Source organism: Microbacterium sp. MMO-10, assembly GCF_037148715.1.
Lineage (GTDB): Bacteria > Actinomycetota > Actinomycetes > Actinomycetales > Microbacteriaceae > Microbacterium.
Genome location: NZ_JBBCSV010000003.1, coordinates 724,509 through 737,938 on the forward strand (window position 1 = coordinate 724,509; position 13,430 = coordinate 737,938).

Genomic DNA, 13,430 nt, shown 5'->3' on the forward strand with positions numbered 1-13,430 from the left:
GCCGGTCAGCGCACCCGGCCGAAGGCGCGGGCCGGGTGCTCCAGCAGCTCCATCACACGGCGCAGGAACGACGCCGCGTAGCCGCCGTCGCACACCCGGTGGTCGAAGACGAGCGAGAGCTGGGCGATCCGGCGGGCCACGACGGCGCCGTCGACGACCCAGGGGCGCTCGATCATCCGGCCGATGCCGAGGATCGCGACGTCGGGGTGGTTGATGATCGCCGCGGACCCGTCGACGCCGAGCCCGCCGTAGTTGTTGAGCGTGAAGGTGGATCCCCGCAGCCGCTCCGGAGGCATGGCGCCGGCGCGCGCGGTCGCGGCGAGCTCGCGCAGCGCGACGTCGAGCTCCTCGACGCTGAGCTCGTGCGCCCGGGGGATCACCGGAACCATGAGCCCGCGGTCGGTGTCGGCGGCGACGCCGAGGTTCACCCCGGCGAAGGAGATGATCTCGGATGCGTCGTCGCTGAGCCGGGAGCCGAGCAGCGGGTGCTCGGCCAGCGCGATGAGCACGAAACGGGCGACGAGCGCGGTGAGCGACGGCGCGCGGCCGCCCTCGGGGGCCATCGCGGCGCGCAGCGCCCACAGCTCGGTGACGTCGACGTCGACCCAGACGGTCGCCTCGGGGATCTCGGAGCGGCTGCGGGCGAGCTTGGCGCTCACCGCCTTGCGCAGCGGCGACATGCGCTCCCGGGACGCGACCACGAGGCCGTCCAGGCTCTCGCCCGCCGACGGCGCCGCGGATGTCGCCGCGCCCGGGACGGCCCGGGGCGCTGCGGCGCCGCCGGCGTGGAGCGCCTGCAGCGAGACGCCGTCGACGGCCTGGTCCACCGCCGCGCGGAGCACGTCGGCCCGGGTCACGGCGCCGTCGGATCCGGTCGCGGCGATGCGGCGCACGTCGACGCCGAGGTCGCGGGCGAGCCGGCGCACGAGGGGGGAGCGCACGGCGACCGGGCCCCGGGGCAGGCGCTCCCCGTCCGTCGGCTCCGCCGGCGCGGGGGTGCGGTCCGCGAGCGGCCGCGGCGCGTCGTCGGCCGACGGCGCGGGGGGCGTGACGCTCGGGCGGCCCGCGGGGGAGCCGTCGCCGCGCACCGGGCCCGCGGTGCGGCGCGCTCTGCGGCGGCCGGATCCCGCCCGCTCGCTGGTGCCGTAGCCGATGAGCACGTTGCCGGAACCGGATCCGGCCCGCTCCTCGGCGCGATAGGCCTCCTTCTCGACCGAGACCGCTTCGACCGCGACCGCCGCGGACGGGCCGGAGGGGAGGGCGGCGTCGGGGTCGGCGACCTCGAGCACGGGGGCGCCCACGTCGATGGTGCCGCCCGGTTCGCCGTGCAGCGCCGTGACGACGCCGGCGAACGGCGACGGCAGCTCGACGACGCTCTTGGCCGTCTCGACCTCGGCGATCGGCTGGTCGGTGCGGATCGTGTCGCCCACCTGGACGAGCCATTGCACGAGCCCGGCCTCGGTGAGGCCCTCGCCGAGGTCCGGGAGGCGGAAAACACGCGGCGCGATCGTGCTCATCGTGCACCTCCCGTGGTCTCATCGTGCGCGTCCTCGTCGAAGTGCAGCGTGTCGAGCGCATCCAGCACCCGGTCGGCGTCGGGGAGGTACCAGTGCTCGAACTTCGGCGGGGCGAAGGGGGTGTCGAAGCCGGTGACCTTGCGCACGGGCGCCTCGAGGAACTCGAAGCAGCGCTCGAACACCCGGGACTGGATCTCGCTGGCCACGCTCGCGAAGCCCGGTGCCTCGGCGACCACCACGGCGCGGCCCGTCGAGCGCACGGCGGCGGTGATCGTCGCGTCGTCGATCGGGGTGAGGGTGCGCACGTCGATCACCTGCACGCTGCGTCCCTCCGCGGCCGCGATCTCGGCGGCCTCGAGGCAGGTGGCGACCGAGGAGCCGTAGGAGATGAGGGTGACGTCGGCGCCCTCGCGGGCGATGCGGGCGGATCCGATCGCCGTGACGATCGAGGTGTCGACCTCCCCCTTGGTCCAGTAGAGCTTCTTCGGCTCGAGGAAGATCACCGGATCCGGCGAGGCGATCGCCGCGCGCAGCAGCGAGTACGCGTCCTGCGGGGTGGACGGGCAGACGACGGTGAGTCCCGGTGTGTGCGCGTAGTACGCCTCGGAGGAGTCGCAGTGGTGCTCCACGCCGCCGATGCCGCCGCCCGTGGGGATGCGGATGACCATCGGCATCCGCAGTGCGCCGCGGGTGCGGTTGCCGAGCTTGGCGACGTGGCTGACGACCTGCTCGAAGGCGGGCAGCGCGAAGGCGTCGAACTGCATCTCGATCACGGGGCGCATGCCGTTCATCGCCATGCCGACGGCGGTGCCGACGATGCCCGACTCCGCGAGCGGGGTGTCGAAGCAGCGGTCCTCGCCGTAGCGCGCGGTCAGGCCGTCGGTGATGCGGAACACGCCGCCGAGGGCGCCGACGTCCTCGCCGAACACGACGACGTCGGGATCGGCCTCGATGGCGTCGGCGAGGGCGCGGTTGAGCGCCGCCGCCATCGTCATCGTCTGCACGGTCGGAGCCGCCGGGGTCTGGGGGTGTGCGGCATCCACGCGGACGTCCTCGTGCGCGATGGTCATCGGGTGCCTCCTTCGGAGATGGATCCGGATCGCTCCAGTTCGTCGCGCAGCTGCTGCCACTGCTCCTGCAGCTGCGCAGACCGGGTGCTCCGCACGAAGCGGAACAGGTCCTCGGGGTCGAGGTCGGCGTCGGTGTTGAGCGCCTCGCGGAGCGCCGCGGCGATCGTCTCCGCCCCCTCGGCGAGCTGCTGCTCCCGCGCCTCGTCGAGGAGGCCGCGTGAGGTCAGATGCGTGCGGAGGCGGGTCAGCGGATCCTTCTGCGCCCAGGCCTGCACCTCGGCGCGCTCGCGGTAGCGGGTGTCGTCGTCGGCGTTCGTGTGCGCCTGCATGCGATAGGTGTGCGCCTCGACGAGCGTGGGCCCGCCGCCCGCGCGGGCCTGCTCGACCGCGACGCCCAGGACCGCGAGCAGGGCCGCCACGTCGTTGCCGTCCACGCGCCGGCCCGGCATGCCGTACCCGATCGCCTTGTGCGCGAGCGACGGCGCGGCGGTCTGGCGGGAGAGCGGCACCGAGATCGCGAACTCGTTGTTCTGCACGAAGAACACGACGGGCAGGTGGAAGACCGCGGCGAAGTTCAGCGCCTCGTGGAAGTCGCCCTCGCTCGTGGATCCGTCGCCGCACATCGCCAGCACCACGGTGTCCTCGCCGCGGTGCTTCGCGGCCTGGGCGAAGCCCGCCGCGTGCAGCAGCTGGGTCGCGAGCGGCGTGGTCTGCGGGGCGACCCGGTGGACGCGCGGGTCGTAGCCGGAGTGCCAGTCGCCCTTCAGCAGCACCATGGCGTCGGCGGGGGAGACACCGCGCGCGATCACCGACACGGAGTCGCGGTAGGTCGGGAACAGCCAGTCCTCGTCGCCGAGGATGAGGGAGGCGGCGATCTGGCAGGCCTCCTGGCCGTGCGAAGAGGGGTAGACCGCGAGCCGTCCCTGGCGCACCAGCGCATTGGCCTGGTCGTTGATGCGGCGTCCCTCGACGAGTCCGCGGTAGGCCCGGTCGAGCACGTCGTCCGGGGGCATCGGGTAGTCGTCGTCGACGCGGGCGGCGCCCGTCTCGTCGATGAGCTGCACGGGCTCGTCGCGGGGGAGCAGCTCGCGCGGATCCGCGTCGCGGGTGTGGCTCTGGGCAGGCATGGTGTGCTGCATCGGGTCCGCCTTCCTTGCCGAACGTGATGCCTCCAGTGTGCTTCCGGATGTGCATTCGTCCAATCGATTCCGGCAGAATCTGGACGATTGCATTCTCTTGCCCTGAGAATGAGTCAGAGTGTCACTGATACATCGACCGAGAGGCGTGCGCATGGCGGAGCTGGACGACATCGACCGGGCGATCCTCGACGAGCTGCGCCGAGACGCGCGCGTCTCGATGACGGCGATCGCCGAGACCGTGCACATCTCCCGCGCCGGGGCGCACGCGCGCATCAAGCGCCTCACCGACCTCGGCGTCATCACCGGCTACACGGTGCGCACGGATCCGGTGCTGCTCGGCCACCACGCCTCGGCGTACGTGATGCTGTCGCTCGAGCAGCCGGCGTGGCAGGAGGTGCAGGAGCAGCTGCAGCGGATCCCGGAGGTCGAGCACATGGCGCTCGTGGGCGGGGACTTCGATGTGATCCTGCTCGTGCGCGCGAGCGACGCCCGCGACCTCCGCCGGATCGTGCTCGAGGACATCCAGGCGATCTCCGCGGTGCGCTCCACGCGCACCACCCTGATCTTCGAGGACTTCGGCCGGAGCTGAGGCCCGCGGATCACCGGCCGCGGGTCAGGCGACGAGCCCGCGGGCGCTGCGGTAGGCGGAGGGCGTGGATCCGGTCTCCCGGCGGAAGAACCGGGAGAAGTAGGACGGGTCCCCGAAGTCCAGCTCGGCGGCGATCTGCGCGCAGGTGAGCGCGGTGCGGCACAGCAGCCGCTCGGCCTCCAGCAGCACGGCGGCGCGGATGACGGCGCTCGGTGTACGGCCGAGGTCGGCGGCCACGACCTCGGCGAGGTGGTTGCCGGTGACGTTCAGCCGCCGCGCGCAGTCGGCCACGGTGAGGGTGGCGCGGGGTTCGGCGCGCACGATCCGCAGGAACGCCCGGGCCAGGGTGTGGCGGGGGCGGGCCGGCTCGATCCGCGTGCGCGCGCACATCGTCACGAGCGCCGACAGCAGGTACCGCACGACCTCGTCCCGGTCCTCGGCGTCGCCGTCGAGCTCGTCGCGCAGATCCTCCAGCATCCGGTCGATGCGCCGGGCGGTGGCGGCGTCGGGCACCGTCATCCCGCCGCGGATCGTGCGGGCCGGAAGATCCGCCGCGCTCACCAGGAACTCCTCGCGGAACAGCACGAGCGTGCCGTCCAGCGCCTGTCCGTCCGGGCTCCAGCAGTGCACCTGACCGGGCGCGATGATGTGCAGGGTGCGCGGGGCGACGCGGAACTCCGACGTGTCGATGAGGTGGGCGCCGGATCCCTGCGAGATCCAGATCAGCTCGACGAAGTCGTGCCGGTGCGGCTGCGTCATGTGCGGACCGGGTCCGTCCTCGCGGAACGAGCCCACCAGGGCCGATCCGTGCAGCGTGGTGGCGCGCTCCTCGATGTTGTACTCCGCGAAGGCGCGCGCGGAGGGGGCAGTCGGCGTTGACCTCACGCACCCAGTGGAGGCGGTGCGGGGCGGCCGCGCAAGACGCGCGGCGGGGCGGCGCGCCCGGGGGACAGGATCGTGCGCGCGCGGGCAAGCGGGGGTGCCGGAGCGCCGGCGGCGGCGCGGGGGAGCGCCCCGTGCAGGAGTGCCAGAGCACCCGTGCTGAGTGCCTGGAGCAGCCCGGATCCGCCGCCCTAGCGTGAGAGCACATTCCGAAGGAGGACAGATGACCGGCACTTACGAGCACCTCATCGTGCGGCACATGGGGGACGTCAGCGACGACCTCGTCAACGAGGGGGCGATCGCCACGGGCGAGCCCCGGCCGGCGCACATCGGCGACGCGTTCGCGCTCATGCGGGCCGAGGACGTGCCCGGGGCGAGGATCCACATGACGTACTCGTGGATCCACCCCACCGACGAGGGCAGCCACTGGGTCAACGAGCACGAGCACGACTACGACGAGGTGCTGGTGTTCCTCGGCAGCGACCCGGAGAACCCGCACGACCTGGGCGGCGAGGCCTACCTGTGGATCGGCGGCGAGAAGTACACGATCGACACCTCCGGCGCGGTCTACATCCCCGCAGGGGTGCGGCACTGCCCGCTCGACTGGGGAACGGTGACCCGGCCGATCCGCTTCAACGCGATCTCGCTGTCCAGCGACGGCAGCTACTCGTCCGACGAGAACGTCCCGCAGGCCTGAGCATCATGGGCGCCTATGACGACCTGTTCATCGTCGACATGAACGTCGTTGCCGACGACATGGTGAACGAGGGGGAGGCGGGCGGCGAGACGCTGCCGCCGAACCTCAGCGTGCCGTACGGCATCATGCGTCAGCTCGACGTGCCGGCCTCGACCGTCTTCGGGGCCTACAGCTGGGTGATGCCGATCGGCGAGGAGACCTTCTGGGTGCACGAGCACGTGCACGACGACTTCGACGAGATCCTCGTGTGGATGGGCAACGACCCGGAGAACCCCGGCGAGCTCGGCGGCGACCTGTACATGACGATCGAGGGGGAGCGCCACCTGGTGTCCACCACCGGCGCCGTCTACATCCCGAAGGGCACCTACCACTGCCCCCTCGGCTTCGAGAAGGTCGACCGGCCGTTCACGTTCATCGCGATCACGCTGAGCCCGGACTACGCCTCGCATCGCCGCGCGGACGAGGACGCGAGGGCCGGCGCCTGACTGCGGGCCGTGCGGCGGATCCAGCTCCGTCGCACGGTGCCCGCGTCCCCCGGTCGCCGCGTCGTCCGGAAACATCGGCGCCCGCGGCGCCGCACCGCATCAGGCCCGCGATCCGGCCCGAAGGATCGCTTTCGCGCGCTCACCGCCGAGCGCGTCAGGCACCGTTCGAAGGAGACACCGTGTCCGCATCCCCATCCCGCTCCCGTCGCCTCGCCCGCCGTCTCGGGGCCGGCCTCACCGCCGCGGTCGTCGTCGCCGCGCTCGCCGCCTGCTCCTCCCCGGGATCCGGCGCTGGACCCTCCGGCGCCGCCGGATCCGGGACCGGCACGCTGAACCTCGGCCTGGTCGGCAGCGTCAACGACACGCTGTTCCCGTACGTCGCGCAGAGCACCGCGGGCGAGGGCGCGATCTGGCTGAACACCCTCGACACGCTGACCCGCCTCGACGACAAGGGCGTGCTGCAGATGGGGCTCGCGGAGTCGTTCACCCCGAACGCCGACAACACCGTGTGGACCGTCAAGCTGCGCCCGGACGTCGCGCTGCACAGCGGCGCGACCTTCGGCGCAGACGACGTGATCTTCAGCATCAGGAAGATGTTCGAGCTCAAGGACTCGTTCGGCGCGATCACGCAGATCTCGTCCTTCGTGTCGCCGGACGAGGTCAAGAAGATCGACGACCTCACGGTGGAGTTCACGCTCAGCAAGCCGTACGGGATCTTCCCGAGCGCCTGGGCGTACGAGCAGCTCGCCATGATCGGCAAGACCTCGACCGAGAAGAAGGTCGACGGCACCGGGCCGTTCACCGTCGGATCCTTCGAGCCGAACCAGCAGGCGAGCCTGACCCGCTTCGACGACTACTGGGGCGAGAAGCCCGGCTTCGACAAGCTCGAGGTGTACTTCTTCGCCGATCAGCAGGCGATCGTGAACGCGCTGCAGGGCGGCCAGATCGACCTGACCTCGGCGGTGCCGCTGTCGAACGTCGACGCGCTCAAGGCGGCGGGCATCCAGTTCCTGGAGAGCGACAGCGCCACCCATCTCACGCTGGACATGCGCACCGACGTGGCGCCGTTCGACGACCCGCGCGTGCGCCAGGCGCTGCAGCTGATCGTGGACCGCGACGCGGTCGTCGAGACCGCCTACAACGGCTATGCGAAGGTCGGCAACGACGTCGATCTCGCGAGCGGATGCCCGGCCCCCGACCTCCCGCAGCGGAAGCAGGACCTGCAGAAGGCCAAGCAGCTGCTCGCCGAGGCCGGCAAGCCGGACCTGACCGTCGACCTCGTCACGGACGGGGCGTTCCAGGGCATGACCGAGGTCGCCCAGCTCATCAACCAGGACGCGGCGCAGATCGGCGTGACCGTGAACGTCAAGACGATGGACACCGGATCCCTGCTGGACAAGTGGCTGCAGTGGCCGTTCGTCGTCAACCTGGTCGGATCGTCCTACCTGACGAGCATGCCGGGGCACCTGCTCCCGGACGGGCAGGACAACGCCTCGCACTGGAACAACGCCGACTTCGCGAACCTCGCCACCGAGCTGTTCAACACCACCGACGCGAGCGCGCAGTGCGCCGTGATCGCGAAGCTGCAGGCCGTGCAGTACGCGGACTCGCCGTCGATCATCCCCGCCCTGCCGAAGGACCTGACCCCGCACTCCGCCCGGGTCAAGGGCCTGCACACCGACCCCTACGGGCACACGTCGGAGTCTTTCGCCGGCGTCACGGTCACGGACTGAGCAGGACGGGCCGGTGACGACGACCATGAGCACGACCGAGCTGCTGGCGACGCTGCCGGCCCTTCCCCGCCGCCCGCTGGCGTGGGTCGGGCCGGCGGCCGGCAAGCTGGTCCAGGCGGTGGTGACGCTGCTGCTGGTGGCGGTGTGCGTCTTCTTCGCGACGCAGATCATGCCCGGCAACGCCGCAACGGTGCTGCTCGGCACGCACGCCACCCCCGAGCGGGTGCACGCGCTGTCGCAGCAGCTGGGCCTGAACGACCCGGTGCTCGTGCAGTTCGGCCGCTGGTTCGGCGGCGTGCTGCACGGCGACTTCGGCATGTCGCTGGCCGGCGACCGGCCGGTCGTGCAGATCCTCGCCGCGCCGCTCGGCAACAGCCTGTTCCTCGCCGCCGTCGCGGTGGCGATCATCCTGCCGCTGTCGCTGCTGGTCGGCGTGCTCGCCGCCCGGTACCGCGACGGGTGGTTCGACCGCGCCTTCCTCGGCGGATCCATGGTCGCCAACGCGCTGCCCGACTTCATCATCGGCACGCTTCTGGTCTTCCTGTTCGGCACGACCGTGTTCCGGATCCTCCCCGCCGTCTCGATCATCCCGATCGGCTCGCACCCCTGGGATCAGCCCGCCAAGCTCGTGCTCCCGGTGCTCACGCTCGTGATCGGCGGGGTGATGTACCTCGGCCGGCTCGTGCGCGCGGCGGTGATCGACGTGCTCGGCAGCGAGTACGTCGAGATGGCCGAGCTCAAGGGCGTGGGACGCTGGCGGATCCTGCTGGTGCACGCCCTGCCCAATGCGCTCGCGCCCGCGATCCCGGCCGCGAGCCTGGTCGCCGCGTTCACGGTCGGTGGCGTCGTGGTCACCGAGTACGTCTTCAACTACCCGGGGATGGGCGTGCTGCTGCTGCGCTCGATCGGGGCGCGCGACATCCCCATGATCCAGGCGATCGTGCTGATCATCGCCGCGATCTACTTCGTGTTCAACTTCGTCGCGGATCTGGTCCGCGTGGGCGGGAGGGGCTGACATGGCCATCGAGATCCCGATCGCGGCCGCCGCGGCGGAGGCGGCCGCGGCCGTCGTGCCGCAGCGCCGGGCGCGCCGTGGGCCGCGCCTGCTGCGCTCCGGCCAGGTGCGGGCCGGCCTCGTGCTCATCGTGGCCATGCTGCTCGTGGCGCTGCTCGGCCCGCTCGTGGCGCCGAACGATCCGGCGCGCACGATCGCGCGTCCGTTCGCACCGTCCGGCGCCGGCCTCCCGTTCGGCGCGGACTACCTCGGCCGCGACGTGCTCTCGCGGGTGCTCGCCGGCGGTGTGAACCTGGCCTGGATGGCGCCGAGCGCCGCCCTGCTCGCGGTGCTCCTCGGCGCGCTCGTCGGGGTCGGCGCCGCCTACGCGGGCGGCGCGGTCGACGTGGTGCTGATGCGCTTCATGGACGTGCTGCTGGCCTTCCCCGCGCTGCTGTTCACCCTGCTGTTCGTCTCGGTGATCGGGCCGGAGCCGTGGCTGCTGGTCGCGCTCGTCGCGATCGGGCTCACCCCGGGCGTCTCCCGCGTGCTGCGGGGAGCCGCGATCCCGCTCGTCGATCGCGAGTTCGTGCGCTGGTCGCGGGCGACGGGAGTGCCGACCCGGCACATCCTGGCGCGCGAGATCGTGCCCAACCTCGTCTCGCCGCTCATGGTCGAGCTCGGCATGCGCCTGATGTGGGCGGTCGGGATCCTCGCCTCGATGAGCTTCATCGGCTACGGGATCCAGCCGCCGACCCCCGACTGGGGTCTCATGATCAGCGAGAACCGCAACGGGCTCGCAGGCCAGCCGTGGGCGGTCGTCGCGCCCGTGCTCTGCGTGGTGCTGTTCACGGTCGGCGGCAACCTCATCGCCGAAGGCGCCGCCCGCGTCGTGGCGCGCACGGAAGGAGCCGCGCGATGAGCGCACTCGTGGTGCAGGACCTCCGGGTCGAGCTCTCCGACGGCAGTCGTCTCGTCGACGACGCCTCGCTGCGGGTCGAGCCGGGCCGGGTGCTCGGCGTCGTCGGCGAGTCCGGCTCGGGCAAGAGCACGCTCTCGCTTGCCCTGCTCGGGCATGCGCGTCCCGGCGCCCGGATCACGGGCGGCTCGGTGCGGATCGGCGACGTGGACATGCTCGCGCTCGGCGACCGCGAGCGCCGCCGTGCCCGCGGCGGTCTCATCGCCTACGTGCCGCAGGATCCGGCCGCGGCCCTCAACCCGGCGCTGGCACTGCGCACCCAGCTCGAGGAGGCGATCACCGCCGGTGCCGAGGAGCGTCGGGAGCGCATCGCGGAGGTGCTCCGGGCCGTGGACCTGCCCGCCGACGCGGCGTTCCTGAAGCGCCGGCCGGGGCAGCTGTCCGGCGGGCAGAAGCAGCGGGTCGGCATCGCGATGGCGATCGTGGGCCGGCCCGACGTGCTCGTGCTCGACGAGCCGACCACCGGCCTCGACGTCACGACCCAGGCGAAGGTGCTCGCCCTCGTCGCCGAGCTGTGCCGCAGCCGGGACATGGCCGCGGTGTACATCTCGCACGACCTGGCGGTGATCGCCGACGTGGCGGACGAGGTCGCGGTGATGTACGCCGGGCAGGTCGTCGAGACCGGATCCGCGGCGCGGCTCGTGCTCGCGCCGCGGCACCCCTACACCCGCGCCCTGCTCGGGTCGGTGCCGGACAGCCGGGTGCGCCTGCGGCTGCAGGCGATCCCGGGCCGCGCGCCGGCCCCCGCCCCTCCCCGGCAGAGCTGCCGGTTCGCAGATCGCTGCGGCTTCGCGACCGACGCCTGCCGCAGCGCGGCGCCGCGGCTCGTCGCCCTCGACGCCCCCGGCGGGCGCACGGCCGTGCGCTGCCTGCGCGCCGAGGAGCTCGGCGCCGCCGGGACCGTGCGCGTCGCGGCGCCGCGTGCCGAGGCTGCGCCCGGGGATGCCGCGCTGCTGGCCGTACGCGGCCTCACCGCCGCGTACGGGCGCCGCCCCGTGCTCTTCGACGTGGACCTGCGGGTGCGCCCCGGCGAGTGCGTCGCCGTCGTGGGGGAGTCGGGATCGGGCAAGAGCACGCTGTCGCAGTGCATCGCCGGCCTCCGGGAGCGCACCGGCGGAGAGGTGCTGCTGGACGGCGCCGCCCTCGCTCCCGCGGCGCGACGGCGCGACGCCCTGCAGCGGCGCGAGGTGCAGTACGTGTTCCAGAACCCGTACGCCTCGCTCAACCCGAGGGCCACGGTGGGCCGGAGCATCGGCGTGCCGTTGCGGTACTTCGCCGGGCTCGGCGCCCGCGCCCGGCGCGGCAGGGTCGCCGAGCTGCTGGAGCGGGTCGAGCTGCCGGCGGCGGTCGCCGACCGCTACCCCGGGGAGCTCTCCGGCGGGCAGCGCCAGCGCGTGGCCATCGCCCGCGCCCTCGCGAGCGATCCGAGGCTGCTGATCTGCGACGAGGTGACCTCCGCGCTCGATGTCAGCGTGCAGGCCGCGATCGTCGAGCTGCTGCGCGGCCTGCAGGCCGACGGGCTCAGCATGCTCTTCGTCACGCACAACTTCGCCGTGGTGCGCAGCCTCGCCGACTCGGTGACCGTGCTGCGCGGCGGCACGGTCGTGGAACAGGGCGCGACGGATCGCGTGCTCGACCACCCGGAGCACGAGTACACCGCGGCGCTGCTCGCCGACGTGCTCGATGTGCCGCTCGCCGCTGCGGGCTGAGACGCAGGACTTCCGGATCCGATCGGCGCCAGCGGATCGGATCCGGAGGAGGAAGACCCGACCAGGAGAAGGAGAACAGCATGGGTGCGCACGACAGGCTCTTCGTGAAGGAGCTCTGGGACAGCAGCGAGTCGTTCACGTACGAGGGCGACGCGGTACGGGACAAGGCCGACGTGCCCGCGAACCTCGGGCATCCGTACGGCCTGATGCGACCGGCGGAGGTGCCGGAGTCGCAGGTGCACATGGGCTACTGCTGGATCACCCCCAGCGACGAGGCCGCGACCTGGGTGCATCCGCACGTGCACCGCGACCACGACGAGGTGCTCATCTGGATGGGGAACGATCCCGAGAACCCCAGGGATCTCGGCGCCCGGCTCGTGATGGAGATCGACGGCGAGCGGCACGTGCTCACCACGACGGGGTCGGTTTTCATCCCGCGCGGCACCGTGCACTGCCCGCTGGGCTGGGAGAGCGTCGAGCGCCCGTTCCGGTTCATCTCGCTGTTCCTCGGGCCCGAGTACGAGGCCGACGACGAGTGAGCCGCGCGGGCCGATCGTGACCGAGGCGGCTCAGACCGCGAGCACCGCGGGACGGCGCTGCCACTCGGTCACGATCGGCCGGTAGCCCATGCGCGACCAGAACGGCCCGGAGCGGGGGTTGGCGACCGCGTAGCTGAGCAGCGTGTACGGGGACCCGGACGCGTCGAGCAGCGCATGCGCGATCTCGCAGAACGCCGCACCGGTGCCGGAGCCGCGCTCGGACTCGTCGAGGTACATCACCACGAGGTACTGGCCGCCCGAGTCGGCGAGGGCCAGGGTGCCCGGCTCGGGCGATGCCGCGTCGGGCATGACGTGCACGAAGCCGGTGATCCTGCCCGGGCGCTCCAGCACCCAGGTGGTGTCGGGAGCCGCGCGCAGCCGGCTGCGGTAGGCCTCGGCGAACATGCCGGCCGCACCCGGGCGCTCCGTCACGCTCGCGAAGTGCGCGTCGAGCGCGAGCAGCCGCGCATCGAGGGCGCCCAGCGCCGGCGCGTCGTCGACGGTGGCGATGCGCACCCGGCCGCCGTCGAGCGCGATCGGCAGGACGGGAGCTGCGGCCGCGGTCCCGCGGGGCCGAGGCCGCACGGCCCTGATCCCGTTGGGCGAGAAGCCGCGCTCGGTCAGCGCCCGCACCAGCGCGATGTCCCGCGAGGGCACGTTCACCCGGGCCGAGCTGTCCGCATCTCCCGGGCGCTCCCGCTCGGCGAGGCCCTGCAGCCACTGATCCAGGATCCGGCCGAGTGCGGGGGCCGGATCCTCGCCCGCCACCCGCAGATCGAGCTCGTGACGGCGCAGGGCGCCCCAGACCGCGTCGGGGGACGCGGCGTCGAACGCGGCGAAGCGGGCCACGCCGGCGGCTGCGCCCCGCTCGTCGACGGCCTCGAGGTAGGCGGGATCGGCGGCGTCCAGGGCCGGGGCATCGGCGAGCAGCGGATCGAAGCGGCGCTGCCGGGCGTTGTGTCCGATCGTGATGTCCATGCGCGGATCCTCTCGGCGTCGAGTCGCTCCCAGCCTAGGAACGCCGCTGCCGGAGCAGTTGACCCACCGTGCGGCGCCGTTGCGCACCGCCGCACGCCTGCGGGACGGGGCGGCGGTGC

The 13,430-nt window shown here is 72.7% G+C and carries 13 protein-coding genes; 8 read left to right on the top strand and 5 right to left on the bottom strand.

Going from position 1 to position 13,430, the window contains the following annotated elements; genetic code table 11:
- Positions 1-5 precede the first annotated feature (5 nt).
- Genes WFJ17_RS12150 through WFJ17_RS12160 form a run of 3 tightly spaced genes read right to left on the bottom strand, consistent with a single transcriptional unit; the run spans position 6 to position 3,726 of the window.
- Positions 6-1,517: a dihydrolipoamide acetyltransferase family protein gene (locus WFJ17_RS12150; protein ID WP_336648552.1), complete on the bottom strand. Its 1,512-nt coding sequence runs from the start codon at positions 1,515-1,517 to the stop codon at positions 6-8.
- Positions 1,514-2,587 (bottom strand): alpha-ketoacid dehydrogenase subunit beta, encoded by a 1,074-nt coding sequence (locus tag WFJ17_RS12155; RefSeq protein ID WP_336648553.1) that lies wholly within the window; start codon positions 2,585-2,587, stop codon positions 1,514-1,516. Before WFJ17_RS12155 ends, WFJ17_RS12150 begins: the two co-directional genes overlap by 4 nt.
- Entirely contained in the window at positions 2,584-3,726 is a 1,143-nt protein-coding gene (locus tag WFJ17_RS12160; protein WP_251438593.1) for a thiamine pyrophosphate-dependent dehydrogenase E1 component subunit alpha, read from the bottom strand. Before WFJ17_RS12160 ends, WFJ17_RS12155 begins: the two co-directional genes overlap by 4 nt.
- A gap of 151 nt (positions 3,727-3,877) precedes the next feature.
- Here WFJ17_RS12160 and WFJ17_RS12165 point away from each other — a divergent pair, with 151 nt between their 5' ends.
- Positions 3,878-4,315 carry an Lrp/AsnC family transcriptional regulator gene (locus WFJ17_RS12165; RefSeq protein WP_251438592.1) on the top strand — a complete coding sequence of 146 codons (438 nt, stop codon included), beginning with the start codon at positions 3,878-3,880 and terminating at the stop codon, positions 4,313-4,315.
- A gap of 24 nt (positions 4,316-4,339) precedes the next feature.
- Here the strand turns inward: WFJ17_RS12165 and WFJ17_RS12170 are convergent, their stop codons facing one another.
- Positions 4,340-5,200 carry a helix-turn-helix domain-containing protein gene (locus tag WFJ17_RS12170; RefSeq protein ID WP_251438591.1) on the bottom strand — a complete coding sequence of 287 codons (861 nt, stop codon included), beginning with the start codon at positions 5,198-5,200 and terminating at the stop codon, positions 4,340-4,342.
- A 220-nt stretch (positions 5,201-5,420) separates the two neighbouring features.
- Between WFJ17_RS12170 and WFJ17_RS12175 the strand changes: the two genes are divergently transcribed.
- The 7 genes from WFJ17_RS12175 to WFJ17_RS12205 all read left to right on the top strand — a co-directional run bounded on the left by WFJ17_RS12175 (position 5,421) and on the right by WFJ17_RS12205 (position 12,333).
- Positions 5,421-5,894: a hypothetical protein gene (locus tag WFJ17_RS12175; protein WP_251438590.1), complete on the top strand. Its 474-nt coding sequence runs from the start codon at positions 5,421-5,423 to the stop codon at positions 5,892-5,894.
- 5 nt (positions 5,895-5,899) lie between these two features.
- Complete coding sequence (locus WFJ17_RS12180) at positions 5,900-6,379, top strand: hypothetical protein (protein WP_295034569.1); 480 nt, start codon at positions 5,900-5,902, stop codon at positions 6,377-6,379.
- Positions 6,380-6,558: 179 nt separating this feature from the next.
- Entirely contained in the window at positions 6,559-8,112 is a 1,554-nt protein-coding gene (locus WFJ17_RS12185) for an ABC transporter substrate-binding protein (RefSeq protein WP_251438588.1), read from the top strand.
- Between the two features lie 13 nt (positions 8,113-8,125).
- Positions 8,126-9,127, top strand: coding sequence for an ABC transporter permease (locus WFJ17_RS12190; RefSeq protein WP_336648554.1), 1,002 nt, complete (start codon positions 8,126-8,128; stop codon positions 9,125-9,127).
- 1 nt (position 9,128) lies between these two features.
- Positions 9,129-10,028 (top strand): ABC transporter permease, encoded by a 900-nt coding sequence (locus WFJ17_RS12195; RefSeq protein WP_251438586.1) that lies wholly within the window; start codon positions 9,129-9,131, stop codon positions 10,026-10,028.
- Complete coding sequence (locus WFJ17_RS12200) at positions 10,025-11,794, top strand: ABC transporter ATP-binding protein (RefSeq protein WP_336648555.1); 1,770 nt, start codon at positions 10,025-10,027, stop codon at positions 11,792-11,794. The genes WFJ17_RS12195 and WFJ17_RS12200 overlap by 4 nt, the downstream gene beginning before the upstream one ends.
- An 80-nt stretch (positions 11,795-11,874) precedes the next feature.
- Positions 11,875-12,333 (top strand): cupin domain-containing protein, encoded by a 459-nt coding sequence (locus WFJ17_RS12205; RefSeq protein ID WP_336648556.1) that lies wholly within the window; start codon positions 11,875-11,877, stop codon positions 12,331-12,333.
- A 30-nt stretch (positions 12,334-12,363) separates the two neighbouring features.
- Here the strand turns inward: WFJ17_RS12205 and WFJ17_RS12210 are convergent, their stop codons facing one another.
- Positions 12,364-13,311 carry a GNAT family N-acetyltransferase gene (locus tag WFJ17_RS12210; protein WP_336648557.1) on the bottom strand — a complete coding sequence of 316 codons (948 nt, stop codon included), beginning with the start codon at positions 13,309-13,311 and terminating at the stop codon, positions 12,364-12,366.
- Positions 13,312-13,430: the final 119 nt, after the last annotated feature.

What these genes read in the sequence shown, in the direction of transcription:
- WFJ17_RS12150 (WP_336648552.1), bottom strand. Translation starts at nt 1,517, where the DNA reads ATGAGCACGATCGCGCCGCGTGTTTTCCGCCTCCCGGACCTCGGCGAG.
- WFJ17_RS12155 (WP_336648553.1), bottom strand. Translation starts at nt 2,587, where the DNA reads ATGACCATCGCGCACGAGGACGTCCGCGTGGATGCCGCACACCCCCAG.
- WFJ17_RS12160 (WP_251438593.1), bottom strand. Translation starts at nt 3,726, where the DNA reads ATGCAGCACACCATGCCTGCCCAGAGCCACACCCGCGACGCGGATCCG.
- WFJ17_RS12165 (WP_251438592.1), top strand. Translation starts at nt 3,878, where the DNA reads ATGGCGGAGCTGGACGACATCGACCGGGCGATCCTCGACGAGCTGCGC.
- WFJ17_RS12175 (WP_251438590.1), top strand. Translation starts at nt 5,421, where the DNA reads ATGACCGGCACTTACGAGCACCTCATCGTGCGGCACATGGGGGACGTC.
- WFJ17_RS12180 (WP_295034569.1), top strand. Translation starts at nt 5,900, where the DNA reads ATGGGCGCCTATGACGACCTGTTCATCGTCGACATGAACGTCGTTGCC.
- WFJ17_RS12195 (WP_251438586.1), top strand. Translation starts at nt 9,129, where the DNA reads ATGGCCATCGAGATCCCGATCGCGGCCGCCGCGGCGGAGGCGGCCGCG.
- WFJ17_RS12200 (WP_336648555.1), top strand. Translation starts at nt 10,025, where the DNA reads ATGAGCGCACTCGTGGTGCAGGACCTCCGGGTCGAGCTCTCCGACGGC.
- WFJ17_RS12205 (WP_336648556.1), top strand. Translation starts at nt 11,875, where the DNA reads ATGGGTGCGCACGACAGGCTCTTCGTGAAGGAGCTCTGGGACAGCAGC.
- WFJ17_RS12210 (WP_336648557.1), bottom strand. Translation starts at nt 13,311, where the DNA reads ATGGACATCACGATCGGACACAACGCCCGGCAGCGCCGCTTCGATCCG.